Origin of the sequence: Alteromonas sp. RW2A1 (assembly GCF_001886475.1) — a bacterium.
Lineage (GTDB): Bacteria > Pseudomonadota > Gammaproteobacteria > Enterobacterales > Alteromonadaceae > Alteromonas > Alteromonas hispanica.
Map to the genome: position 1 here is coordinate 645,210 of NZ_CP018031.1, position 25,682 is coordinate 670,891.

Below are 25,682 nucleotides of genomic sequence, written 5' to 3' on the forward strand. Positions count from 1 at the left end.
CAATTTATGGCTGGGCTTGAAACATATAACACTCCTGAGAAATTAAAATCATTCCTTCAGGAGTTGCTCAGCCAGAAAGAGTTACCTACACACAAAGGCAAAATAGCCCGCTCGCTGATTGAAAAAACATATGGCTTTCAACATTGCTCTTTATCTAACTATCACGGTTTTGATAAATATCAGTGGTGTAAAAATGTTGTTGATGATTTTGAAAAGGATTTGATCGCAAAAGAAGGCGGTAATATTACAGGGGTGAACTTTGAATATGGCACTCCAAAGCGATTTAAAAAACTACTAGATAAGCTTAAAGGTGATATTGATGGCTTGCCAGTTGCCCCTCAAGGAGATAGGTCTGGGCGAATATCGTTCCGAGCTTTTGAAAGAAAGTTTAAATTTCCCACGAATTCTCTTGTAGGTAAAACCGAGTCATGGCAGTGGGCACGCGACATGCTCAATGAGTTTGATGAAAAGCTTTATGAACAAGGTATTACGGGGACGGTTTGGGAGCGAAAAGTTCCTGATATTAGAAAGTATTTAGAAGAGTTGAACAAGAATCAAAAGTTACCTATCAATGAGCGTGGAAAGTTAAATCGTAAATCAGTAATGACGGAGTTTGGTTTAGCGGCTAATCAAAGCACTAGTGTAGCTGAAACACGTGCTCCTAAATTAAAAGAGTTGTTCAAAGAATATGATGAACTCATCAGTCAACAAGACTATTCGCAGTATGCAGGAGACAAATACAAGGATGCTTTGTCAGAAATACTCGAAAACAAAGAACTAGTACTGGATTCTTCATCAAGAGTGATCAGTATAAAATGGTTAGCACAAGAGCTAGATATTGCAAAAAACACCATCAGAACTAGTCCGAACCTGATGAAATTGATCGATGAACGTACACAAACGCTCCATCAAACTCAGCTACGGGGTGTAACTAGAAAATCATTCAATGTTTATGGTGCAGCTACACTCAATTTAGGCGCAACACCATACTCTGAAGTGCATGGTAGAGTATATTCTTTTTCTTCGCTCATCGAATTATACAGTCTCGAATTGGCCGAAAAAATTGGCACCGCATTTATTGCAGTCACTAACAAAGCTGCAACAGGCTCAGTAAAAAATAAGTATTTACGTATTCTTCATTTTTTCGAATGGTTAGCCAATCCAAAAAATATAGACAGGAACGTTGCTGATTCATTACGCGACAATAAAAAAGTTAATCAAGCTGATTTTGGTAGAGCTTGTATGGCATATCGGGCAGCGCTATTACTTGAAAACCCTAGTGCTAACTTAAACACATTTATCATTACTCAATTTGGTGACGCAAGAGTTCTTCCTAAATACACCTTTCTAACCAAAGGTAGAGTCAATAAAGACAAAAGCCACAGGCAGTCGATACTTGAAGCTAGCATCAAAAAGGATGAGTTAGAGCGAGTAGAGGAAATATTAACAGATGCAGCAAAATATCGTGGCATCGAAATAAGTCAAGGTAAGGATACGAAAGCCTTTCTAGAAACGTTAATGTTTGAAAAAGTTAATAAGCCTGACCTGCCTGATGACCTTTCTGAAGCTATGCAGGAGATCACGGAATCACGATTGTTAGAAATACGAATTCAGGCGAGTAACGTTTTTAAACAGTGGCAAGTGCTGCACAAAGAAGGAGTTGAGTTACTCGATTTGGCAACTGTCGATTGTGATGAATTTCGCTTAATGTTGGAAAAAAGAGTATCGATTAGTTCCTTTCAATGGTCTCAATACATCAAAGACATATTTCCTATCGACAATAAGCAACTTACTCTTGCTAACCTACTTAAAATTATTAAAACAGTTTACAAAGCCTGTCCTCCAAATATAGCTACCACTAATATGCAAATGTGGAACAAAAAATATCAACTCTTTGGTGGTATTGAACGAGTTGCTTCTTATCTAGTTCCTACCCGCAAGGCTATTAGCTCTGCATTAACATTATACCTTTGTGAAAGCGGAGCTAACGTTGCTGTCGCCCTAACATTACCTAATGATTGTGTTCGTAAATCAGGCATTGCTCAACATAAAAAGGTAGTCGGTAAAAAGGACAGATCGTTTGGCAAGCCTATCTATGATGATCTGGCGGTCAAAAGCGATAACGTAGAATGTGTAAGTGCTGTTAATGCGCTTGAGTATATTTGTTCAGCACAACCTGAATCAGATGACGATACGCTGCAATATTATCAAAAAGGGGCTGTTCAACCACTAACAGAGTTTGCTTTTAGAGATGAGTTTAAAGCTATTTGCAATCATTCTAGTTATTTAAAGCAATTTAGACTTGTTCCTTCAATGCTTAGGCCAACGGTTTTGTTGAATGTTCAATTAAAAGATCCTGCGAATCTTGGCGTTGCACAACTTATTGCTCAACATGAATCAGGTGCAACTACAGAAGGCTATACCAATAAACTTCCCCACCGTATTCAAATGGAAAAAGATATGCTGGAGTTCCAGCAAACGATTGAAGTGGTCATGGTTTATGATGATGAAGATGCGCATAAAAAACTGAACATGACTCAAAAAGAATGGAATGAAAAGAAGCAAAAAGTTGAAAAAACAGGCTGGGGTGTTTTTTGTAAAGATAGAGAAATTGTGACCGAATCAGGTGAAAGGGTTAAATGCGATGAAGTAGAAAACTGCGTTAAGTGCAAGCATGACCGTATGCTAGTAAGTGCTGATCCTATATCTATTTCTGACATGATTATTTGGAAGACAGCATTAGACAACAGTGAAACCGCGTTTACTGCCAAGAATATGAATAGGTGGAGTGATGTTTGGGTGCCTTGGCAGGCATTATTCACTGTGGTTTTAGATGAGAAAATGACACGAGGCAAGCTTAGCCTTATCAAGAAACAAGCCACTGCAATTGCTAATCAGAAAATGAGTAATAGTGACTTTACAATGCCGGAGCCTTGGTAATGAGTAATTTAGCTTTATTAGATGTTTTTCAGGCTTCTGATGCTGAGGAGAAGTTCAAAAGTAATAGGGAAAGCTGGCCTTGGCTTAGTAATATTTCGATTGCGGAAAATACAATCGAAATAACAGATACAGTTGGTGACAATCGCGGTAAATCAAGTGTTGAGTTTGATATTAAACTACTTGATGGTAGTAAGTTAACGGATAAGCGAAATAAGGAATTTTACAACTTAGTAATTGAGTATGTAGAGGTTTTTCGGTTACACAACCCCGTTATAGGCGCTTCAGTCCATGCGCAGCGGATAAGGTCGCTGTTATCGTTTATTTGTTGGTTAAGTCAATACAAAATCAGGTCGTTAGCAAAAATAACTAAAACTCATCTTGAAAAGTTCGCAAATGATGCTGCTTTTGGCGCAGAGTTTTCCCTTAGCATTCCTGAAAAAGTATTTAACGCTATCAAAAAACATTTGCTTGAAGGACGTAAGTTACCATTCAGGCAAGCCAACACCCTTAAACGAGGTGAAATATATAAGCTGGTTGGTGTTAATGGTTTGCCAATTAGAAACTTTACATACACCACTAGAATTCTTGATTGGTATGAGAGTCAGTTAAAAAAGGATTTTGAAGGCATTGAACTGGAAAAGCTTACTGTTCAGGACGTATTAGAGGAATTAGACCTTATCCCTAATATTGTCACAATTCAGGATTTACACAGAAAATTGATGCCACTGGAGGAAATTTGGAGCTGGCAACATTACTTTAAAAGTGAACCATTCCCTAAAAATCCATTCCCTGAGGGGGCATCGAAAGCCGCTAGTAGACTTGGAACAGCAAGTAAGAGAACCAAAACTATACCTCCTAAAGTTGCTTTTGCAATGATGAGAGAAAGTGCAAATTGGGTGCTTAACTACGGTGATGAGATTCTTGATTTATATGCCTCAGGTGCTGATGCAGAAATCGCAATAAAGCGGTTATCAAATAAAGGCTTAAACCTCAATATCAGGGATGGAAAACAGAGCAATAATGGAGTTGCAACTCTAGAAGGTGTTGTTCGTTATCTTGCTTCTGCATGCTTTACAGTTATCGCTTCACTAACAGCAAGGCGAAAGGAAGAGATTTTCGATCTCGGATATCAATGTATCGATGAAGAAAGAGGTGATGGTGCTTATTGGCTAACTATTTACATTGAAAAAACAAGTCAGCGGTATGACTTGTGCCCAGTTCCAGTGTTAGTTAAAAAAGCCATTAATATACTTGAAAAGCTCAGCGAAAAAGCAAGAGGTTTATCTGACAACGATACATTATGGCAATACGTTTCCAGAGAAGGTGAAGTCGTTAAATTAAACGATCAACAAGTGAGAAGTAGCCTTCAAGATTTTTACACTTCTTTTGTAAGCAAAGATTCATCTCATGAGTGGAAGTTTTCATTTCATCAATTTCGTAGAATGTTTGCTTTGCTCTATTACTATCGTTTTGAGGGTGCATATATTGGCGCACTGTCGCATCATCTACGTCACTTTAATATCGAAATGACCAAACGATATATTACCGATGAAAAATTCATGAAGGAAATGAAAGAGATTGGTGAAGGATGGACCGCCAGTTTCTTACGAAGAGTAGCGTCTGGTAAGGCAATCATAGGAGGCAAAAGCGGTGACAAAATCAAGCGAAAATTATCAGATTGGTTAACACATTTTCGTGGCAAAGTTGATGTTGTTGAGCGTGAGCGAGTTGTTGAAAAACTAATGCGTTATATGAAACGTGTTGGAGCCGAATTTACCCAACAGGTTTGGGGAACTATTTGTGTTTGCCCTAAAAAAACCGTACTAAGAAAGCACTCAAATTGTGCCAATGATAAAGGTGAACCTAATATTGCAAAAGGCTCTGTCGAAACGTGTGGCGGTTGCCCTTTTGCAGCTTATACAGATCGTTTTTCAGGTGCTATTTCTGATGATATTAAGGCAAGAGAAAAAACTAAATCGTTTTGTGAGAAAGGCTCTGTTCTTGATGAAATTACTGGAGTTCAAATTGTTTCATTACAAGAATTATTAACAAAAGCTAATGCAAGCTCTCCTTTTGAGGTGCCAAATGAATAGTCCAGAAAGCAATGAAGATAAAGCGAAAAAGTTGGCTGAGCAAATTGAGCTTCGTCTTAGAGTATTGAATGAAAAAATTATAGGTGCTCATACCGAACTTGAAATACCTACCAGTCTAACAAAGGTGCGTAATTGGGTTTGTGATGAATTGGGCATTGAGAAAATAGGCAGCCCAAGTTCATTTGTCACTTCGCATAAAGAGCATGGTCGCAAAGTTAAAAAGATTGCAAATTGCTTAGAGACACTAAAAAAACAAAAGAAACTACCTAAAAAGCCAAAAGAACAAAAATTAACTGAATTAAAAGCGAAAAACAAAGAACTCAATGAGTCATTGACCAATGCAGCAAACCAATATGTGCAATATTCCCAAGAAACTAAGCGATTAAAAGAAGAGTTAATACTAATTAACAGCAAAGTTGAAGGTTTAACTGAAGAACTAGATGAAACGTTAAGTGAATTACAAATAGCACGTGATGAAATCATTTTACTGCGTAAAAAATTAGCGCAATACGAGAATAGAAAGGCGTCTAAAGTAACTAAAGTTGAGTTTGTTAAAGGTGGTAATAATGCGAACTGACAACCAAAGTAAGCGGAAGAACTTAGAATCCAGTTTGGACGAATTACTTAAATCTTCTTTTGAAAATGACAACATCGAGATAGTCAATGGAAGAATTAATCGTACGTGGATACGCGAAACCCTAGGTTGTGGCGCAAATTGGGTATCACAAAATGATCATGCTATTAAAGTTATTGCTGAATATGAAAAAAAACTCAGAGCTAATGGATTAAAAATTAATGTTAAACCTTCGCCCGGAGTTAAGAATCATGAAACAAAGCAATTGTTGCAAAGGGTATCAAGATTAGAGCAACGCAATGCGCAATTGCTTGAGGATAACGGTCGTTTCAAGGCTAAGTTGTATGAATATGGCTGGGTTGATGCCGATGATGAACTTGCAGCACAAGGGCGTTTGCCGTGGTAAACGTTGTTGTAGACGTTGAAGTAAAACGTGTTCGTTATAAAAGTGATAATGGTTGTGTTTTTAAAGCTATTGTTCTTGATAATGAGGGACTGCACTCAGACAAACAAGTTAATGTACTCCTAACGGGGAAATTGGCAGGTGAAGACTTTCGCCTATACCAAGGTCAGCGCTTTAAGGTAAAAGCTCGCCAACATGGTGAGTATATCAACAAGCATACAGGAGAAGTCGAAGAGCAAATTAAAGCTACCAGTATCGTTGAACATCAGCCGAAAGGTGAAAACTTCATTTCATATATCACCTTCAACGAAACATTTGCCAATATTGGAGTCAAAACCGCAACAGCTCTGTATAAAGCCTTTGGTCAAGACATTTACCGACTCTTGGATGAAAAAAATTTTAAAGCATTATCACAAGTTGAAGAACTTACAGAAGACAAAGCTCATACCCTTATCCAAGGGTGGCATCATGATAAAAAAGGCAAGTTGGTTGAATGGCTAGAACTTTATCGTTTACCTGTATGGCTTGGGCGAAAACTTATAGCTGCATATAGCAATGACGCAGTAGATAAACTTGAAGCTGACCCTTACAGACTTATTGCTTTCGCAGTGACATGGAAGAAGATTGATAAGATTGCAACTGAGCAATTTGTAATAAAGCATGATGATCCACGAAGGCTTCATGCAGCAGTAACAGAAGTGCTATTCGCGGCATATACTGACGATGGCAATACTGCTTTAGATGCAGAAACTTTACTTAAGTCAGTTTCCAAGCTCATTGGTAGTGATTTAGCAAAACTGGCGCTAAAACAGGTTTACGTAAATGGCGGCTTTGTAATGTTGAACCCTGACCTTTATCAGAGTCGTGGCGCATCGCTTCAGGAGAGCTTTATTGCAGATGAAATATATAATCGAACTATCACCCAAGAAGAGCGAATGGACGGTAGTATTCAAACATACTTAACTACGTGGCAGCAAGCTAACTACCCTTTAACTAGTGAACAAACCCAAGCTGTCTACTATGGTTTATCAAAGCCATTGTCAGTGATAACAGGTGGTGCAGGAGTTGGTAAAACAAGTGTACTAGAGGCACTGCTTTATGTGTTAAATCATTCTGGTGGTCAGGCAATTCAAATGGCACTTGCTGGCCGAGCTGCTAAACGAATGCAGGAAACAACAGGGGAAGATGCAATTACTATTGCTGGTTTCCTCAACAAGCTAGATCAAGACAAACTTCAATCTGCTACACATATCATCATTGATGAATGTTCTATGGTCGATTTGTATTCATTGGTCAGAGTATTTAAGCGTATTAAACCCTCTCAAAAAATTATCTTAGTTGGAGATGCCGCTCAATTACCACCCGTTGGTGCAGGGAAAGTCTTTCATGTGCTGTCAGACGAGTTGAGCGAGCCAGTAACAAGGCTAACCAAGGTTTGGAGGCAAGATGAGAGCACAGGCATTCCAATGGTCTCACAGAGCGTTAGAGAAGGTGTTTGGACTGAGTTACCTACTTATTGTGGGAAAGCTACAGGTGTTACAGTTGTTAGCGCAGATGCTGAAAATATTTTTGGACAAATCGAGAAAATCTTAGATGAGCTAGGCGGTACTGATGAACAAGCAGATGTGAAAATTATATGCCCAACAACAAAGGATTGCGATTGGGGAACTCTTGGTATAAACCGAAAACTATCAAATAAGTATGTAGGTGATAATCAGCAAGTTTGTTTAAACCGTGGAAATGCCGCACCAGAACCAACAGGGCTAATGGTGGGGGATATGGTTATGGCAACCGTAAACAACTGGGAAAAGGATATAATGAACGGCTCTTTGGGGAGGATTACTCGGTTAGCAACAATTCGTGAAATAGAAGATGCACAACGAGCAAATTTACCTCTTTCTATTATCTCCGTTGCGTTTGACAACGAAGAAGTGTTGCTAGATGAAAATGATATCGATACTTTACAGTGGGGGTATGCAATCACCTGCCATAAAGCACAAGGTTCACAATTTCGTAGAGTTATCATTCCAGTAATCAATGGAAAAATGATTGATCGAACATGGGTTTATACTGCACTAACCAGAGGTGTTGAACAGGTGGTGTTTATAGGGAATGTTGAGCTAATTAAACGAGCGGTCAATAAACCACCAACAGTTGAACAGCGAATTGTTGGACTTAACCATCACCTCGATAGATTACGGCTTAATCAGCTAAGTAAGAGCGCCTAATGATCTTTTATAAAACAACCGATGAAAACTGCATTTTACAAGGGGCATTTAGCAAATCATCATATAGCGGTGTTCCTGTTTTTTTCGATGCCAATGGGGTTATCGAAGCGGTAAGCAATTATCTTATTTTTAAGGCGATAAAAGATACCGATCAAATCACATCCGTAACCACTTATGCAGATCAACTACAAACCTTCTTAAGGTTTATTGATGAAAAAGGTAAGGGATTATCATGGCAAAATGTGTCTGACGGTCATTTGGTTGAGTTTCGTGATGCTAAAATAATGAGTGGCAATAAAGACAGCTATGTCGCAGGTGTATTACGCACTGTATTTGATTTTTACTTATGGGCTGAACGCAATAAAGTTATTCGCCATCATGTCGCCATTTATGATGACGACAAAGAGTACGCAATCTCTGCTGAGAAAACCAAAACTAGTTGGAAGTGGCCCCATATACCATCGTCAACGTCTAAAGCGAAACCGACTCCGACAAATGATGATCTAGAACTTCTGCATGCAGTTACGATTGAGGAATCAGATGTGGTTGGGACGCGAGATTCCTTAATTTTTACAATCTATGAACGCTCAGCAAGAAGAATGGAAGCCTTGCAAATCAAAGTCTCTGATGTACCTGACTGGGATGAAATAGAAGAATATCAGGCCGAAAATAAGCTCTTCTACGTTGAAGTGACAGGTAAAAGAAAAATAGATCGCGATCTGGAGTTCCTACCAGAAACAATGGAGTTAATTCGCGAATACATTGAAAATGAGCGTTCAGATGCGGTTAGCGCTGCGAAAAAGCGAAATAAATTTTACAAAGAACCCGATGAACTTTTCCTTGCCTCTACAACAGGAAAACCGTTGAATAAACAATATATTTCTCGAAGGCTTTCAGGCTTAATGAAAAAGGCAGGGGTTTCAGGAACAGGCCATCGCGTTAGGGCAAAAGGTTTAACGGATATTGTTGCTGCTTTTGATGGTTTTGATGATCGGGGGCAACCAAAGTCTGCTCAAGATGTATTGATAAAGGCTGCTGAAAAAGCGGGTCATTCAAATCCTCAATCCCTTCGGCACTATTTGGCACTATCTCGAAGTGAAGGATTAGCAGCCAAAATGAATAATATCGAATTACTACGTGATTTGGAGGTTAAAGTTCAAACACGCAAAAAACAATTGTCTCAGATTGAGATGGCTAGTGAGCTATTTGAAGCTATTTTAAATGGTGATCATATTGAGGAAAAACTTACGGAACTTTTAGAGAAATACGTAAAAAAGGACTTGGCTTGAATACGGGCTTTAATAAGAACTTTACCCAAACATTTACAGGTAAACCAAAAACCCATGAAAACTGGTTGAATATTAGACAGTTGTGCAATATGGTAGTCCTTGAATTAAATCCTGAGCTATCCCCACGAATAGTAAAATAAAGTCAAAGAGTTAGGGAACATTCATGGCATTTGGTGATCAGATCTTTCGCCAAAAAAAACCAACACAGAAGCTTCGTCTAGTCATTGATATTTTCTCCTATATTAATCAATGATTAGATTTTAGGGGCTTAGCTTAAGAATAAAAGAGCGGTCTATTTTGACCGCTTACGGCAGAGATGGGTAATTTTCTATATGGAGCTATTGGCTCAGCTCTTGGATTATCTGAATCTATTCTGTTACGTGGGGCAGCTTTTTACCAACAAGTAAATGGTAAAGGCTGGAAATCATTTCCATCAGGAGTTAAAGCGTTTCTGACGAATACTGGAGACGCTCCCGGGGATGCTGAACAAACGCTAAGAGGTGTACGATATTACAAAGAAGTTTTTATGAAAGACATAAACAATCAGTCTTCAATTTCATGTTTAGATGAGCAGACTATATCAAACTTACCGGGGGGGACTGCTGGCTCTGGTGGAGGAAGCGGAAACTTAGGTGGAGGTTCAGGCAGCTCTGGCGGGGATGGAGGCTATTTAGTGCCGCCTTTTGATGGTGGAGAAGAATGGTGCTTTGTGCAAGAAGGTTACCCAACTTATTGTTGGATTGAATAAGGCTATTCCTTAACTTATTAGCCTAGTAGTAGAAATTATTTTCTGCCGCTAGGCTTTCCTTGTATTCTACTAAATAGGAGTAACATTCAAAATGAGACTTTTTTCTTTATTACTGTTTTCGATCTTTATGTTTTCGTGCTCGGATAGGCCAACGTTTGAGGGGCTAGTAAAAAATTATCAAGTCAATTCTGAAGTGTTTAGTGAGCTGACAGAAATGGCTTGCAAATTAGACAAGTCTGATACATTTAAAAGATACACACCAAGAAAAACCGGGCAGGAAAGTATAGTTGAATTGGATGTTTTGCTAAATAAGGTATCTGGAAAATATGTTGATTATAGATCAGGGAAAGACTCTCAATGCATTTTGGAAGTGTTAGTATATGCGGAAGGTTTTGCTGGTATGGGGAAAAAATATTCCTACACTTATCAAATTGATTCACCAAAAACATTTGATAAAAAAGTTCATGCTTACAATAACATTATTTCATCGGCAGAAAATACGTCTTTTGATATGCCTCTTATAGCAAGTAAAAAATTTGATGGTTGGTATTTTAGTTTTGTATATAATCATGAGTCTTAAACTATTTTCTTGCAGTTCTGTGCGAAACGATTTTAGGTTTACCCCCCCAATGTCACAAAACCATTTAATATTGCTAGTTACGCACTGCTTACCATGATGATTGCTCAAGTGTGCGACCTAGAGCCCGGTGATTTTATTCATACCCTTGGCGATGCACATTTGTATTCTAATCACCTCGAACAAGTAGAGCTTCAGCTTAGCCGTGAACCATTTGCACGGCCAACGATGGAAATTAACCCAGAAGTGAAAGATATTTTTGAGTTTAAATACGAAGACTTTGAGCTTAAAAACTATCAGTCTCACCCACATATAAAAGCCCCTGTCGCTATCTGAGGAGATATAATGAGTACTCCCATTTTGATCTGCGATGATTCCGGGTTTGCTCGGCGTCAAATGGCGCGCAGTATTCCAGACGGTTGGGATGTAGAGGTATCTTTTGCAGAGCATGGACAAGACGCGCTTAGCCAAATTCGAGAAGGAAAGGGCGACATTGTCTTTTTAGACTTGAATATGCCGGTAATGGATGGATATGAGACTATGGAGGTGATTCGCAAAGAAGATCTTCCGTGTCTAGTCATTGTGGTATCTGGCGATGTGCAAGAGAAAGCGCGTGAGCGTATGCTGTCGCTCGGCGCTATCGATTTTATTCGCAAGCCCATAGACAATGCCAAGCTCATGCACATTTTAACTTCCTACGGCATTTATAGCGGTGCCAGCTTGGCAACGGGGGGCACTAGCCAACAAAGTAGTGCTACGCCAGCCGCTGGCAATGCCATTGGGAACGCCATTGGGAATAGCGAAGACGCGGTCACCGAAGAAGAAAAGTTAGACGCCTATCGCGAGATGGTGAATGTCGCCATGGGGCGCGCAGGTGAAAACCTTGCCAAGTTATTAGGTGAGTTTATCGATTTACCTATTCCTAATGTTAACTTAATAGAGAGCAATGAGCTCTCAATGGCTGTTGCAGATATCAACAGAAACGATCGTGTTTCTGCAGTCTCTAAGGGCTTTGTTAGTGAAGGAATAAGCGGTGAAGCCTTGGTTATTTTTAACGATACAAAATCACAGAATATCGTTGAATTACTTAAATACGCGCCCTCCGCATCATCTGAAAATCTAGAGCTTGAGGCACTGATGGATGTGTCTAATATTCTCATTGGTGCTTGCTTAAATGGTTTGTCAGAGCAGTTGGCGGTGGCATTCAGTCATACTCACCCCGTATTATTAGGGCAACACCAAGGCCTTTCCACGCTTCTAAGTGAGAATGTGCATCAATGGGGCAAAGTTATGGCCGTTGAAATTGGCTATGCCATAAAAGTCAAGGACATCTCTTTTGATTTGTTGCTGTTGTTTCCCGGCAATGCAATGAATCAAATTTACGCGCGATTAATGAACACCGACAGGGAGCGTCAATAGCGATGCATAGCAGTGTTACTCTTTCTTCCACGCCTAATGTTGTTGATGAATTACTAGACTCTATCGAAGTCGGTATTGTCATTTTAAACCAGCAGTTCGAAGTTGAGGTGTGGAATAAGTTTATGGCTAACCACAGCGGTAAACGAGCATCGTCGCTGTTGGGCACCTCATTATTTGAACACTTTCCTGAAATAGATAAGCAGTGGCTAACGGCAAAAGTAGACCCGGTCTTCAGTCTTAAAAGCCCTGTCTTTATTATTTGGGAGCAGCGTCCGTATTTATTCAAGTTTGGAAGTAGCAGACCGGTGACCAGCGCCGCGTCGCATATGTACCAAAACGTGACCATGTTTCCTCTTGTGGGCGATAGCGGCAGTGTAGAAAATTTCTGCATTCTGGTTTACGACGTGACAGAGCAAGCGCTAGGCAAGCGCGGCATGGCAGAGCTTAATGAAGAGCTTAAAATTACCAGTAGGGTAGATGGGTTAACCGGTCTGTACAACAGACGCTATTGGCAAGAGCGGTTTGAAGAGCTTTATAAGCTCTCAAAACGCAGAAACAAGCCCAGTACCGCAATGATGTTAGATATCGACCATTTCAAACGGGTCAACGATACCTACGGTCACCAAGCGGGGGATAAGGTCATTAAAATGCTGGCCGCGCTTATCAAGCGCTGCGTAAGGGAAACTGATCTTGCAGGGCGTTACGGCGGCGAAGAATTCGCCATCATACTTACCGATTCTACGCTTGAAAACGCCACGCGTGTTGCCGAGCGAATACGAGGGCTGGCCGAACTCCTTGAAGTAGAGCACGATGGGCAAACCATTACCTTCACTGTTAGTTTGGGGCTTGCACAGTTTGAGCAAAGCCTGGATAGCCCTATGGTTTGGTTAGAACAAGCCGACCAAGCGCTATATCGTGCCAAAGAGAGTGGGCGTAACCAGTATTGCGTTCACGAGGTTGAGTTAGAATAAGTGTAATACTATGGCCGTCATGTTCTCGGCGCTAACGGATTTTGCACGTTTTTAATATGCTCTCGAATGCTGTAGAGGAACACCAAGCTTGGTATCACCATTACCGCCGTGAGTATAAAAAACAGACTCCAATTTCCGTTCAAACTGTCCACAACTATTCCGCTGCTAGAGGCGACAAATGTCCTTCCTGCCACACTTAAAGATGCCATTAGGGCGTATTGCGTGGCGCTAAAGGCGCGATTACACAGTAGCGATATAAACGCCACCATGGCTACCGTGCTCCAAGCCCCCGTAAAACCGTCTACAATCACGGTGAAGGCCAGTAATGAGGTGGAAGGGCCTGTTTGTGCTATTACTGCAAAAAGTAAATTAGACGCTGCCATAGCGATGCCAGCCACCATTAATCCGCGATAAATGCCATAGCGAATGTTTACAATTCCCCCTAACAGCGAAAATACAATAGTTACCCACCAATTCAGTAGTTTTGAGTAGGTAGCAATATCACTGTTGGTGAAGCCAATTTCTTTATAAAAAACAATGCTCATGCGCCCGAGAAAGGCTTCACCTATTTTGAAGAGAAAAATAAATAATAAGAAGGAAAGCGCTAGTTTCACTCCATTTCGAGCAAAAAACTCAGAAAATGGGCTTACTAATGTGCTCTTTAACCAGCGTGAAATTTTATCTTTGACGCCGGCCTTAGAGTCTACAGAGCCAGTGCCTGTTCCATTAGAATCTATGCGGTCAAAAAGTGCATCTCTGTCGATATCCGGCTCTCTGGCCAGTAACGTAGCTATAGCAAGCACGCCCATTAATACCCCTAGCAACAAATAAATGTTGGCCCAACTCCAATCAGTCAGATCTGCAAGGAAAAAAGGAATAGCACCCAAGCCGCCATAGCCTGTCCACCAACCTGCGGTTGCTACGGAAGAGGCTGCAGACATACCGTCTTTATCATCTTCGGCAATGCAGTCTATGCGAAAGCCATCAATAGCAATATCTTGAGTGGCTGAAAAAATGGCAGTGAAAAGCCCTACAAGCGCGATGTAAAAAAGATGAGACGAAGTGGTGAGTTGAGACATGGCTATGCAGCATGCAACGATGCCAATCTGCATGGAAAAAATCCAGCCTTTTCGCTGGCCTAAAATCGGTGGTTTTAGTCTATCCACCAGTGGAGACCACAAGAAGTTGATTGAGTAAGTGGCAAAGATAATGCCGAATAACCCAATGGCCGAGCGAGACAGACCGTCGTCTTTTAGCCAGGCTGACAGCACAGAGCCTATCATTATCCATGGAAAACCACTTGCAATACCAAAGCAAAAAATGCTTAAAAAGCGTTTGTCGTTATATGTTTTTATAGCGCCTAGCAAAATATTGCCCATCAGAGAGTCAAGTTGTGTATTGAGCCATGTAAAGGGGAAAATGGCAACACGTACAACCAATGACCTCTGTCAGAAAGCTGAAAACAGCGTCAGCACTTTTTATGGGTGGCAGTGTTTTTCTACAAAAAAGCTTCAGATAAAGGGTTTTTGAGGTTACTACTTTTTGCAAGTAACTGAGGATATGGAATTTACGAGTTTAAAGAGGCCCAAACTACAACAAGGTGTGCTATGGACTCATTGATGGCGATAAAAGAGTAGGGGTTAAGGTCGTATTCCAACGCAGTCTATAGGGCACTTTCCAGTGTTTTCTAAAAAGCTGACACAATGAGTGAGTTCATCAATCAATATCTGGTCACTTTTAAGTTTGTCGTCATTCCAGTAATGAATTTGATGCAGCACGTGCCAGAATACGCGCTCTTTTTCGGTGTAAGGTTGTGTGAGAGTACAGTCGACTTGCCCCCATTCTTCCATGCAGTCCCAAAAAAACAATTCGAGCTCTTCTACCGGCAAGCCTTCGTTCCAAAAAGCTTTTAGATAAAAACACAACTGTTTTGACTTGCTATCAACAAATTCTGTCACAGTCATAAGACCCCAACCGTTTTCTTACTACTGAGCGTATTATAGTTCATAACATTGCGACTGCTCTTAAACTCGAGTTACTTTTTGCGGAGATACCGATAGGTAATTGATCTGCGTATCAATTTAGACTAATGGTGAATGCAAAAAATTACCAGCCTAAATAGCGTGTCCAGCCAATGGTGTTATTTGCAACCAATTGAATGTGTGGGGTTTTTTGATTTTTATTTAGACTAAAGACTGAGTTGGATGAAGGGAGGATTATTTGTCGGTAATGTAGCTTTAGGCTAGTTTTTGCACGATTTCTGCGCATGACAACGGTATTGCTCTCCCAGTCACTAAGCCCTTCTATAGAAAGGTCTAAAACCGGGAACGTGCTGGCGGCTATAAGCTTACTTATACCTTTGTTAACAGTATGTTGAGGCCAGTACGGAGAAATGCTGATAAAGCTATCGGGTTCAAAGTCGCTATTTTTACTAGTAGCGTCTAAAAACGCTGCAGCAATCATTCCTTGAGCAATTACTAAGCGATAGCCTTGCACGTTCTGAAGCTTGTTGTTGAGCGCTAATAGCTGGGTTGAAAGCTGCTGAGTGGTGTCGTCAAAATCGAAATATTGGGTTAAATTTGTGCTTCGAGGGTGAATTGAAACGCTATCTGAGACAGAGCTATCCTCCTTATTCGACGTGCTTGATGCAGCGTCCGAGGGATCTGTGGCCGATGAGGACGCGCCAGTTGTTTCACTGGCCGTATCTTCAGACAATGGCATCATACTCATATTAAACGGGCTGATTACTACACGCCAGCCTTTCTGTGAAAGGTAATCTGCCAGCTCTTTGCTTTGTGCCAGCGAAAAATTAGACAAAAATGGCTCAACAAGAATAATTGCCACGCCTTGAGAAAGCGGCGTTTGCGATTCAACTTCAATAATTGGTGCGACTTGCTCGCCAACCATAAGTTCTTGTACTTCGCCTAGTGCAAAGCCATGACTGATATCAGTAAAGTAGTCTGCGCAGGCAGCAAAAGGCATTGCGCCTAGCGCTAGCAGAGACAACATGATAGCAGTGCACCTTTGCATAACTTTGGAACCTTTAAATTCAGCTTACTTGTCGAGAACTTTCGGTATCAGCTAGTATGTCTTCAATACTTACTGAATGGGTAATAGTATATCGGCAGCTACTCGGTAAAGTTTATCAAATCTGTGGGCTGCAGCGTTTCAGCCATTTCGCTTTCTGATGTTTGCGTTCATGAGTTATTTGGCGAGGTGCACCGAGGCAAAAGTAGTAAGCGGCGTCGGTTTAAAGTCGCTAAATGGGATGGTGCTTTGAAAATTCAGCCAGTTGTTCGACTTTGGGTGTTTCAGGCTTAAACTTTCTGCATGCAGCTGTAAACGGTTTGCCATCGACAATGCCCTGTCATGGGCATAAAGACGGTCTCCAAGTATTGGATGGCCAAGAGATAGCATATGCACCCTGAGCTGATGAGAGCGACCCGTAATGGGGCGAAGTGCCACTAGCGTAAACGGGCGATTTTCGCTGTCTGTAGAACGCGTTATTACATCATAGTGAGTTACTGAAGGTTTGCCGTACTCGTGATCAACCTTTTGTTTGGGCCTGTTAGGGTAATCAACAATTAGGGGCAAATCTATTTCGCCACTGTCTTTTTCAACGTGCCCGTAGACCCGGGCGAAGTAGCGCTTCTTCGTTTCCCGTAGCTCAAATTGCTTGCTAATAGCGCGATGGCTGAATTTTGTGAGCGCCATAACCATAATGCCCGACGTAGCCATGTCGAGCCTATGCACTACAGTCGCAGTAGGCAGAACTTTATTAACGCGGGTAATGAGTGCGTCTTTGTGGGCTTCAAGCCTGCCAGGTACACTCAGTAATCCGCTGGGTTTTAGTGCCACCACCATAAAATCATCTCTATACAAAAAATTGAGATAGGGGTGATATGGTGGGTTATAGACGAACGCTGGATTGGCCATTACGGGTTATTCACTATAATTCTAATAGCATCAAACTGCACATCTGCGCCCTGTATCACTTTATCAAGGGCGTTCATTTGCTGTTCAATAAACTCAATTTCGCTGTCGCGTACAGCCGGGTTGCGCTTTTGTAAGTCTTTTAACCGCTGAATTTCATCATTGAGCGTTGTATGCATAGTATTGAGCGCGTCGTGTAATTTTTGGTTAGCTTGCTGATGAGCTAGCGTGCGGGTTTTCTCAATCGCAATGCTAAGAGGTTGTTGTAGCGCCTTGAGCAGCTGAGCTGAAATCTTACGATTGACCTTACGCTTAACATCAAATGTTAAATCTACGGCATTGCCTTGTGCATCAAGACACACTCTTACCGGCGTTTGCGGTAAAAATCGACCGAGCTGCAATGCTTTTGGCGCTTGAGCATGAAGAACAAACAATGCCTCTATCCAATATGCCCCTTTGGGAAGCTCAGGGTCTGCAATAAAGGCCATGCTGCTTTTGCCGTGTACGTCAGTAAGCACGGCATCAATGGCGGTATGAACTAACGGGTGATCCCAGCTCAAAAATTGTACATTTTCCAACGTTGTTGCCACACGTCGCTTGTACGTTACTGTCATGCCTTCAGGATCTAAGCCTGGTAGCTGACTCACCATTTGTTCCGTTGGCATTAAAATAAAGCAGTCGTTGCCTTTTTCATCTTGCTGAACACCAATAGCGTCGAACACACGCCCCATGAATCGTGATAAATCCTGGTCGCTATCAAGTGCGATAATATCTTCGAGTAACTGCTCGACACGGCCTTCACCAGATGCATTAAGCTCTAGCAACCTATCTCTGCCCGCCTCAAGTTGAGCAACCAGCTGGCTGTTTAGCGTTACGCTCAAATTAATGAGCTCGTCGCGTACCGTCATGTCGCTAGGGTGCAAACATGCTTTCATTAATAGTGGTTTCACATCGTCAAACACGCCAGAGCCTGTGGGGCAGGTTTTTTCAAACGCGTTTAAGCCTTCGTGATACCAATCTAGCAACACATGCTGAGCACTTTTTGCCAGGTAAGGCACGTGGATATTCACTGTGTGAGTTTGTCCGATTCTATCTAAGCGACCTATACGCTGCTCAAGCAAGTCTGGTGTAATAGGCAAGTCAAACAAAACAAGATGATGGGCAAATTGGAAATTACGCCCTTCGCTGCCTATCTCACTACACAGCAAAATTTGTGCGCCTTCTTCCTCGTCGGCAAAGTAGTGCGCCGCTTTGTCGCGCTCAACAATACTCATGCCTTCGTGAAATACACTGTGTCGTATGCCGGTTTGCGTGCGAATGACTTCTCCTAGCTCTTGCGCAGTGCGAGCGCTGGCGCAAATCAGCAATATCTTTTCTGGTTTTATGTCCTGCATGAAGTCCATCAGCCAGTTCACGCGAGGGTCTAGCTTGGTCCAACTGTTCACTACACAAGGCGTGCGCTCCGGATAAAGAGCTACCAGCAAGTCATCGCTTTCAACGGCGGCTTCATACTCTTGTGGTAAGGCAAGTTCGTACGCCGAAAGTTTACGCTCGGGAAAACCTTCGATATTCGCTCTACGGTTTCTAAACAGCATACGTCCTGTACCGTGACAGTCGATAAGCTGGTGCAGTAAGGCGTGCCTGTTTTGTGAGGTGGATAAGTCACCCGCATGCTCCATAACCTCAGGCGCAAAATTGCATAGCGTTGTACGCTGTTTCTCATTTGGCTCGGCATCTGAAAGAAGTGGAGCTACGGCATCAGCAAGCTGGCTATATTGAGACTCTTCAGTTAAAAAGCTCTCATAACTGTGAAAGCGCGCAGGATCTAATAGACGCAGTCTGGCAAAGTGACTTTCGTGACCTAATTGGTCTGGTGTGGCCGTAAGCAGCAATACACCTGGTGTCTTATTAGCGAGTGCTTCTACGCAAAGATATTCTTGAGACGGTGCTTCTTGAGACCATGAAAGGTGATGCGCCTCATCTACAACCATCAAATCCCAAGTCGCATCTTCAACCTGCTGCTGACGTTTTTCACTTTTGCTTAAGAAGTCGATACTACACAATACTAGCTGTTCACTGTCGAAGGGATTAATACCTTCTTCATCTAAGGCTTCGCAGCGGCTTTCGTCAAAGATAGCAAACGCCAAGTTAACACGGCGCAACATTTCTACTAGCCACTGATGCATTAGCGAATCTGGCACTAAAATTAGAATACGAGATGCTCGTCCAGTTTTTATTTGCTGATGGATAATAAGCGCAGCTTCAATGGTTTTACCCAGCCCCACCTCATCGGCAAGCAGCACTCGCGGCGCATGACGGCTACCCACTTCAGAAGCAATATGTAATTGATGTGGAATAAGTGAAATACGCGCGCCAGCTACGCCAATTGTAGTCGAACGCTGATAGTCATACTGATAGCGTAAGGCGCTTTCTCGTAAATCAAACCATTTGGGGTGGTCTAGTTGTTGACTAAACAAGCGCTTTTCAGGTTGGTTAAGGCGAATATGATGGTCGAGCATAGTTTCAGGAAGTCGAGACTGAGCCTTGGTGTCTTCTCGTAAGCCGTGATAAATGAATACCCCTTGGCTCTCTTCCTTTTCAGTTACTGTCATTTCCCAGCCGTCTTGGCTCTTAACGGTATCGCCAATATCAAATATGAGTCGTGTTAAAGGCGCTTCTTGTTTGGTATACATGCGCGCTTCGCCAGTTGCTGGGTACAAAACTTCAACTGAACGAAAATCAACGCCAATAATGGCGCCTAATCCCAATTCGGTTTCCGTGTTGCTTAACCAACGCTGACCAATAGAAAATTGACTGTCTGAACTCATAAATCACCAACCTTTTTTGCGGGGGCGGTATTGTACGCATTGCGTTGTGATAAGTCATTAATACTAGGGTGTGTTGATCACTGCTGCACGAAATTTTCGGTAAATGAAGAAAATATCGCGCAATTTTGAGTCATTCTTTTAAAAATGCGAGAAGCCCGCGTTCATAGCGGCTTAAGTATTTCGTTTTTCTAGGTAAAGAGAGAGACTGTCGCCATGCCCTTTGAGTTTCCTCATCTTTTTTACATAAATCAATTAGCGCAGGGTGAACATAAGATTTACGGGCGATAGAGGGCGTGTTGCCTAGTTGCTTAGCGACGCTATCGAGCATAACCGTTAACGTAAGGTTTCCCCTAGCTTTCGCGAGTTGCTCAAATGCAATTGTGCTTGCTCGCCACGTTCTAAAGTGTTTGGCGCTAAACTCTTCTCCCATAATGCGCTGAATATAGTTATTCACTTCACTGGAGGTAACATTGATTCGCTCGCCATTACTGATGTATTGGAAAAGGTGCTGACCGGGAAGGTCTTGAAGCGCTTTAATCACTTGGCTTAGCACTCTATCCGTTATATTTACCTCTCGCTCCTTACCCGATTTTGCACGATACCTAAGCTGGATATTTTTACCAGTAAGCTTGGCGTGACGGTTTCGCAACGTAGTGGCGCCAAAACTCTTATTGAGTTTTACATTGCGTTCATTGCCAACCCTAAGCGCACCTAAGTCCATGAGCCTGACAATTGCCGCTACTGTGCGCTCAACGGTAAGTTCATCTCCCTGCAGATCAGATATCAGGCGAGCTCTTAACAAGGGAAGCTTGTTACCAAATACCGCGCAAGCCTCGTATTTTTTCTCTTCTTGTTGTGCTCTAAACTCTGGGTGATAACGGTATTGTTTACGGCCTTTACTGTCGATGCCTGTGGCAAGAATGTGGCCGTTTTCCTCTGGGCAAAACCAAGCGTCTTTATAAGCGGGAGGTAGCGCCAATGCGTTTAATCGATGGATAATCTTGTCATCTGTTATTCTGTTGCCAACCGGATCGAAATAAAGCCACGTATCGTTTTTACGCTTCCTAGTAATGCCGGGTAAGTTATCGTCAACATAAATCAATTCCATTTCAAGTTCACATCCTGTCCTGCTTATAGGCTGAGGCGGGCTGATTATCACCAGTTAACGCTATTCGTTTTTTATCTGGATGTTTTCCCACTGCGCTTTTGCTATAAGCTTGTTCAGCACAGTTTCTGTAAGCCAATTTTTTGTTCAATTACGTGTGTGTTGAAACGTTTACCGGCACTGTAAAGATTAAAAATGCACAGTTATTTTTCTATATCGCCAATTCTTACAAGGGCTCATATCGCAACTAAATGGAGAAAAAAATATAAAAACAGTGCGAATTCTCGATTTCTAGATTATGGTGGAATTAAGCGTTTGCACGATTTTGTTCTAGCCGTGCTAAAACGCGCGAGGCAGTTTATTTTTGACTGCTTCTCAGTCGACGCGATTAGGGGGATGGTCCTGTTTCGAACGACATCCTTCTAGTGGTGGAACTGTAGCTTGCTGGCCATGGTTTTCATTGGCTGGCTTGGCCATATTTTACGGAGTAAAGGATGCCAAGAAAAAACGCCACCGATACAAAAATATACGTCCTCGATACCAACATTTTGCTTCACGAACCTCATGCTTTTCTCTCTTTTAAAGAACACGACGTTGTCATTCCAATGACGGTGCTAGAGGAACTCGATTATATTAAAGACAGCAAAAAAGACGTTGCTCGCGACGCTCGAGTGTCAATTCGCTCCATGGAAGACCTTCTTCACGATGCCACACCAGAAGAGATGCTGGCAGGCGTATCAATGGAAGGATTAGGCGCAGGAGATACAGCGCCTTCTGGGAAGTTATCTATTTTTGCTGACTTAAATATGGTCGAAGCGCAGCAGGTTTTTACCAGCAATGAAAACGACAATCGTATTATCAATGTTGCGCTACATATTCAAAAAACCTTCGCTCCTCAAAAGGTAGTGCTGGTTACAAAAGATTTGAATATGCGTTTAAAAGCGAAGGGCGCTGGCCTTGCTCATGTCGAAGACTACCGTACCGATCAGCTAATCACCGATATTAAATATTTATCCCGAGGGTTTCATACCTTCGAGGGCAACTTTTGGGATAATGTGAAAAGTGTGGATAGCCGCACAGAGGGCCGAGACACCATACACACGGTGCCCAAGTCTATACTGCCCGAGGCTTACATTAATGAATTCTTGCTTGATGACAGCAAGGAGTTTGCCGGGCTTGTTGAAGAGATATCTGGCGACAATATAGAAGTGCTCGATTTAGGTTACGAGCGACTTATGAGCCGACATGCGTGGGGCATTACTCCTAAAAATATCGGTCAGGGTATGGCATTACACGCCTTGTTAGACCCTCATATTGATATGGTTATTCTTACTGGCCCTGCTGGAAGTGGTAAAACCCTGTTAGCGTTGGCTGCCGCTCTTGAAATGGTGGTAGAGCGCAACATGTACGACAAGATAATTGTAACCCGCAGCACGCCAGAAATTGCGGAATCGATTGGCTTTTTACCCGGTACGGAGGAAGAAAAAATGCTGCCCTGGCTGGCGGCTATCACTGATTCTTTGGAAGTGCTCCACAAGCACGATGAAAATACAAAGGGCTCGATGAATTACATTATGGAAAAAGCGAACATTCAGTATAAATCGGTGAATTTTATGCGTGGTCGCAGTATTCAAAACGCTATCGTTATACTTGATGAATCGCAAAACTTAACGGCATCTCAGCTGAAAACCATAATTACCCGCTGTGGCGAAGGTACCAAACTTATCGTAGGGGGCAACTTAGCGCAGATAGACAGCAACTATCTTAGTGCCGTTACTTCGGGGTTAACGTATTTGGTTGAGAAGTTTAAAGACTTCTCAGGCAGTGCCACTATCAACTTAGATGGCGTGGTAAGAAGTCGTCTAGCAAGCTTCGCCGAGGAAAATTTATAAGTTCTTTCGACCGATAGCGTTAAGTATTTCCCTCAATGGTCGCTATTTATGTGACCATTGCGGGCTTTCTTTATTTTACCAGCTCAATTTGAAACCTTCCCGTATCAATAAATTGCTTTGTACTCTCTGATACCTGACCAAAGGGGATTTGCGCAGGGCCAGTGGGGTCGTAAAGCACGTATTTCTTACCTTCGAACTCAATAGTTTCATCGTCGACCATTGGCGTTAGAGCCACGCCTAAAAGCGCGTGGTTGGGGAGGAAAACAATGATCATATTTGTGGTGGGTAAAAACGCTCTCACCATAGAAGATGCCAAAACGGCTTTACTATCGCAGTCACCACTGTTTTGAAGCAATAAACCTATCGGCGGAACAAACCCGGAACCGTTGCTTGCAACTCTATCTTCCATGGCATTGTAGGGAATACTTTGGATCCAACTTAGCAGCAGGGCAAAGTAATCTCGCGAATTAGATTGAGGGGCTAATTTTTCATAAAACGCCTGAGATACTGGCACCATAGGTTTAACCGACTCATTTATATAACGAAGGTGATCGGGTTTTACCGCGCGCTGATTAAAGATTGTGGAGAAGCGAGTGTAGTAATGTTCATCTAAATAGGTGTTAAATGCAGTTTGCTGCACGGTTTGAAGGCTCTCTAGCACCTCGGCTGCCTTTTCCTCGCTTGGTGACGTAACCTTAATATCAATACCGTCCTGCTGACGTTTAAGACTTACTTTGGCCTCTTTAGGGTTAAGCTTTTGAGATTCTTTTAATAGCGCCACCATGACATAGCGCTGGGCTATTTTAGGTTTGTAATTCGGTTGAAGCGTGGGGTTTTGTTTAATTGTCTCTCGTGGCAACTCAAAACTCACCGAATGAACCACTTGCTTGCTATCTGTCCATTGGTAGTTGAATGTAACGCTATCGCCGTTATTGGAAGTGGCAAAGTTGAGTTGTTCTGCACTAACCTTAACATTGATGCACAAGCTTGTTGCCACAGCTATGACCAATGCAGCCAATGATGTCACAAGCCCTCGTGATAGTTTAACGGCGGTGCGTTCGCGCATAGTGGTTTACCAACATTTTTCTATACAAAGCCAATTTACTGAGCAGGAAAGCTCTCTTCCCTGCCGTTTGAGTATGTTCTTTGTATAAAAATATTCAAGGTAGAATTTAGCTTAGCTACTGTTGAAACCAGTTTAACTCATTATGCAAACTTACAACGGTACCAACTATCACCAAGGTGGGCGGCTTAAGCTGCGCCTTTTCTTGCTTCTCGCATATATCGGATAGTGTACCGATAAGTACTCTCTGAGCATCTGTGGTAGCTTGCTGTACTAGTGCAATGGGTGTGGTTTCTGGTAAGCCGTGCTGAATGAGCTTTTCGCAGATTACCGGCAGACCAGTAAGCCCCATGTAAAAAACAGCCGTTTGATTTTGGTGTGCTAATGCGGACCAATTTAAATCGATGGTACCGTTTCGCAAGTGACCTGTAGCAAACACTACCGATTGAGCGTGGTCGCGGTGAGTAAGCGGTATTCCCGCATAGCTTGATGCGCCACTGGCGGCGGTAATGCCAGGTACCACCTGAAATTCAATACCGTGCTGAATGAGAGTTTGAATTTCTTCGCCGCCTCGTCCAAAAATAAACGGGTCTCCGCCTTTTAACCTTACAACGCGATTTCCTTTTTTCGCTTCATCAACCATGAGCTGATTAATATCATCTTGAGGCAGTGTGTGGTTACTCATGGCTTTACCCACATAAATCTTTTCGGCATCCCGTCGCACTAATTCTAAAATTTGAGGGGAGACCAAGCGGTCGTAAACAACCACGTCGGCTTTTTGCATTAAGCGCAATGCGCGAAAGGTGAGTAGATCTGGGTCGCCTGGACCTGCACCCACAAGATACACTTGCCCTTTGACTTCTTTGTTTTCTGCCGCCGCTTGGAGGGCTATGTCGAAAGCTTTGTCTGCTTTCTCGTCTTGCCCTTTTTCAACCATCTCAGCAATGTCACCGTCGAGTACATCTTCCCAGAAGTAGCGTCTGGCAGTCACACCGTCGAGTGCCTGTTTTACTTTATCTCTAAACTTCTCAGAGAATGCGCCAAGCCTGCTGAGGTTGGCAGGCAGTACGGTTTCTAGCTTCTGACGTAAATAGCGGAGCAATACAGGGGCCACGCCACCGCTGCTCATAGCAATAATAATAGGGGAACGATCGACAATAGAAGGCGTAATAAATTGGCATAACGGCGTATTGTCTACAACGTTTACCAACACTTTTTGGGCGCGACCTAAATCGTGAATATATTGGTTAACTTCAGGTTTATCGGTAGCAATAAACACCATGTCTTTATGTGCTAAATCGCTATCGATAAATTCTCTTTCGATAAGAGTAACTTTATCGTTTTTCGCCAACGCTTTTACCGTATCACACACCCAAGGGGCCACCACGGTAATGGTGGCGGGGGTCTTCATAATAAGCTCGAGCTTTCGAGCCCCCACTTCACCTGCACCTACAATAAGGCAGTTAAGCGAGCGAGCGTCTAAAAATAAGGGAAAGTAATCCATAGGGAGCACATAAAAAAAAAGAACTGACGCTATTTTGCGCCAATTCTTCTTTTTTAGAAACAACGAAAACAGCCTTCATATTACATATTGATATATAAAGGCGTTTACAGTTGTT

General features: G+C 42.3%; 19 protein-coding genes and 1 pseudogene. 12 read left to right on the forward strand and 8 right to left on the reverse strand.

What is annotated here, in order from left to right; all coding sequences use genetic code 11:
* Positions 1–6 precede the first annotated feature (6 nt).
* From BM528_RS02940 to BM528_RS02990, 11 genes and pseudogenes are all read left to right on the forward strand, one after another.
* Entirely contained in the window at positions 7–2,940 is a 2,934-nt protein-coding gene (locus tag BM528_RS02940; RefSeq protein ID WP_071978589.1) for a hypothetical protein, read from the forward strand.
* Positions 2,940–5,033, forward strand: a complete 2,094-nt coding sequence (locus tag BM528_RS02945) for a tyrosine-type recombinase/integrase (RefSeq protein ID WP_071978590.1) — start codon at positions 2,940–2,942, stop codon at positions 5,031–5,033. Before BM528_RS02940 ends, BM528_RS02945 begins: the two co-directional genes overlap by 1 nt.
* The gene (locus BM528_RS02950) at positions 5,026–5,610 is read left to right on the forward strand and encodes a hypothetical protein (RefSeq protein ID WP_071978591.1); all 585 of its coding nucleotides are present in this window, start codon (positions 5,026–5,028) and stop codon (positions 5,608–5,610) included. Before BM528_RS02945 ends, BM528_RS02950 begins: the two co-directional genes overlap by 8 nt.
* Positions 5,600–6,013 (forward strand): hypothetical protein, encoded by a 414-nt coding sequence (locus BM528_RS02955; protein WP_071978592.1) that lies wholly within the window; start codon positions 5,600–5,602, stop codon positions 6,011–6,013. Before BM528_RS02950 ends, BM528_RS02955 begins: the two co-directional genes overlap by 11 nt.
* Complete coding sequence (locus BM528_RS02960; protein ID WP_071978593.1) at positions 6,007–8,238, forward strand: AAA family ATPase; 2,232 nt, start codon at positions 6,007–6,009, stop codon at positions 8,236–8,238. Before BM528_RS02955 ends, BM528_RS02960 begins: the two co-directional genes overlap by 7 nt.
* Positions 8,238–9,527 (forward strand): tyrosine-type recombinase/integrase, encoded by a 1,290-nt coding sequence (locus BM528_RS02965; RefSeq protein ID WP_071978594.1) that lies wholly within the window; start codon positions 8,238–8,240, stop codon positions 9,525–9,527. Before BM528_RS02960 ends, BM528_RS02965 begins: the two co-directional genes overlap by 1 nt.
* 316 nt (positions 9,528–9,843) lie before the next feature.
* Positions 9,844–10,275, forward strand: a complete 432-nt coding sequence (locus tag BM528_RS02970; RefSeq protein ID WP_071978595.1) for a polymorphic toxin type 44 domain-containing protein — start codon at positions 9,844–9,846, stop codon at positions 10,273–10,275.
* 91 nt (positions 10,276–10,366) lie between these two features.
* Entirely contained in the window at positions 10,367–10,855 is a 489-nt protein-coding gene (locus BM528_RS02975; RefSeq protein ID WP_071978596.1) for a hypothetical protein, read from the forward strand.
* 60 nt (positions 10,856–10,915) lie between these two features.
* A pseudogene (gene thyA / locus BM528_RS02980) lies at positions 10,916–11,188 on the forward strand (thymidylate synthase); the annotation flags it as partial.
* 9 nt (positions 11,189–11,197) lie between these two features.
* A complete protein-coding gene (locus tag BM528_RS02985) occupies positions 11,198–12,271 on the forward strand; it encodes a response regulator (RefSeq protein ID WP_071978597.1) in 1,074 nt (357 codons plus the stop codon).
* A gap of 2 nt (positions 12,272–12,273) precedes the next feature.
* The gene (locus tag BM528_RS02990) at positions 12,274–13,242 is read left to right on the forward strand and encodes a sensor domain-containing diguanylate cyclase (protein WP_071978598.1); all 969 of its coding nucleotides are present in this window, start codon (positions 12,274–12,276) and stop codon (positions 13,240–13,242) included.
* 17 nt (positions 13,243–13,259) lie between these two features.
* On the opposite strand, the gene BM528_RS02995 is transcribed toward BM528_RS02990, so the two are convergent.
* The 6 genes from BM528_RS02995 to BM528_RS03020 all read right to left on the reverse strand — a co-directional run bounded on the left by BM528_RS02995 (position 13,260) and on the right by BM528_RS03020 (position 21,111).
* Positions 13,260–14,621: an AmpG family muropeptide MFS transporter gene (locus tag BM528_RS02995; protein WP_071981123.1), complete on the reverse strand. Its 1,362-nt coding sequence runs from the start codon at positions 14,619–14,621 to the stop codon at positions 13,260–13,262.
* A gap of 261 nt (positions 14,622–14,882) precedes the next feature.
* Positions 14,883–15,206: a hypothetical protein gene (locus BM528_RS03000; protein WP_071978599.1), complete on the reverse strand. Its 324-nt coding sequence runs from the start codon at positions 15,204–15,206 to the stop codon at positions 14,883–14,885.
* A gap of 142 nt (positions 15,207–15,348) precedes the next feature.
* Complete coding sequence (locus BM528_RS03005) at positions 15,349–16,251, reverse strand: alpha/beta hydrolase family protein (RefSeq protein ID WP_232230561.1); 903 nt, start codon at positions 16,249–16,251, stop codon at positions 15,349–15,351.
* Between the two features lie 195 nt (positions 16,252–16,446).
* Positions 16,447–17,178, reverse strand: a complete 732-nt coding sequence (gene rluA / locus BM528_RS03010) for a bifunctional tRNA pseudouridine(32) synthase/23S rRNA pseudouridine(746) synthase RluA (RefSeq protein ID WP_071978601.1) — start codon at positions 17,176–17,178, stop codon at positions 16,447–16,449.
* Entirely contained in the window at positions 17,178–20,003 is a 2,826-nt protein-coding gene (rapA, locus tag BM528_RS03015; RefSeq protein WP_071978602.1) for an RNA polymerase-associated protein RapA, read from the reverse strand. Before rapA ends, rluA begins: the two co-directional genes overlap by 1 nt.
* 130 nt (positions 20,004–20,133) lie before the next feature.
* Complete coding sequence (locus tag BM528_RS03020) at positions 20,134–21,111, reverse strand: DNA topoisomerase IB (RefSeq protein WP_071978603.1); 978 nt, start codon at positions 21,109–21,111, stop codon at positions 20,134–20,136.
* A 491-nt stretch (positions 21,112–21,602) separates the two neighbouring features.
* Between BM528_RS03020 and BM528_RS03025 the strand changes: the two genes are divergently transcribed.
* Positions 21,603–23,000: a PhoH family protein gene (locus BM528_RS03025; protein ID WP_071978604.1), complete on the forward strand. Its 1,398-nt coding sequence runs from the start codon at positions 21,603–21,605 to the stop codon at positions 22,998–23,000.
* A 70-nt stretch (positions 23,001–23,070) separates the two neighbouring features.
* Here BM528_RS03025 and BM528_RS03030 read toward each other — a convergent pair whose 3' ends face one another.
* Positions 23,071–24,066, reverse strand: a complete 996-nt coding sequence (locus BM528_RS03030) for a hypothetical protein (RefSeq protein WP_232230562.1) — start codon at positions 24,064–24,066, stop codon at positions 23,071–23,073.
* Between the two features lie 115 nt (positions 24,067–24,181).
* Entirely contained in the window at positions 24,182–25,567 is a 1,386-nt protein-coding gene (cysG, locus tag BM528_RS03035; protein ID WP_071981125.1) for a siroheme synthase CysG, read from the reverse strand.
* Positions 25,568–25,682 lie beyond the last annotated feature (115 nt).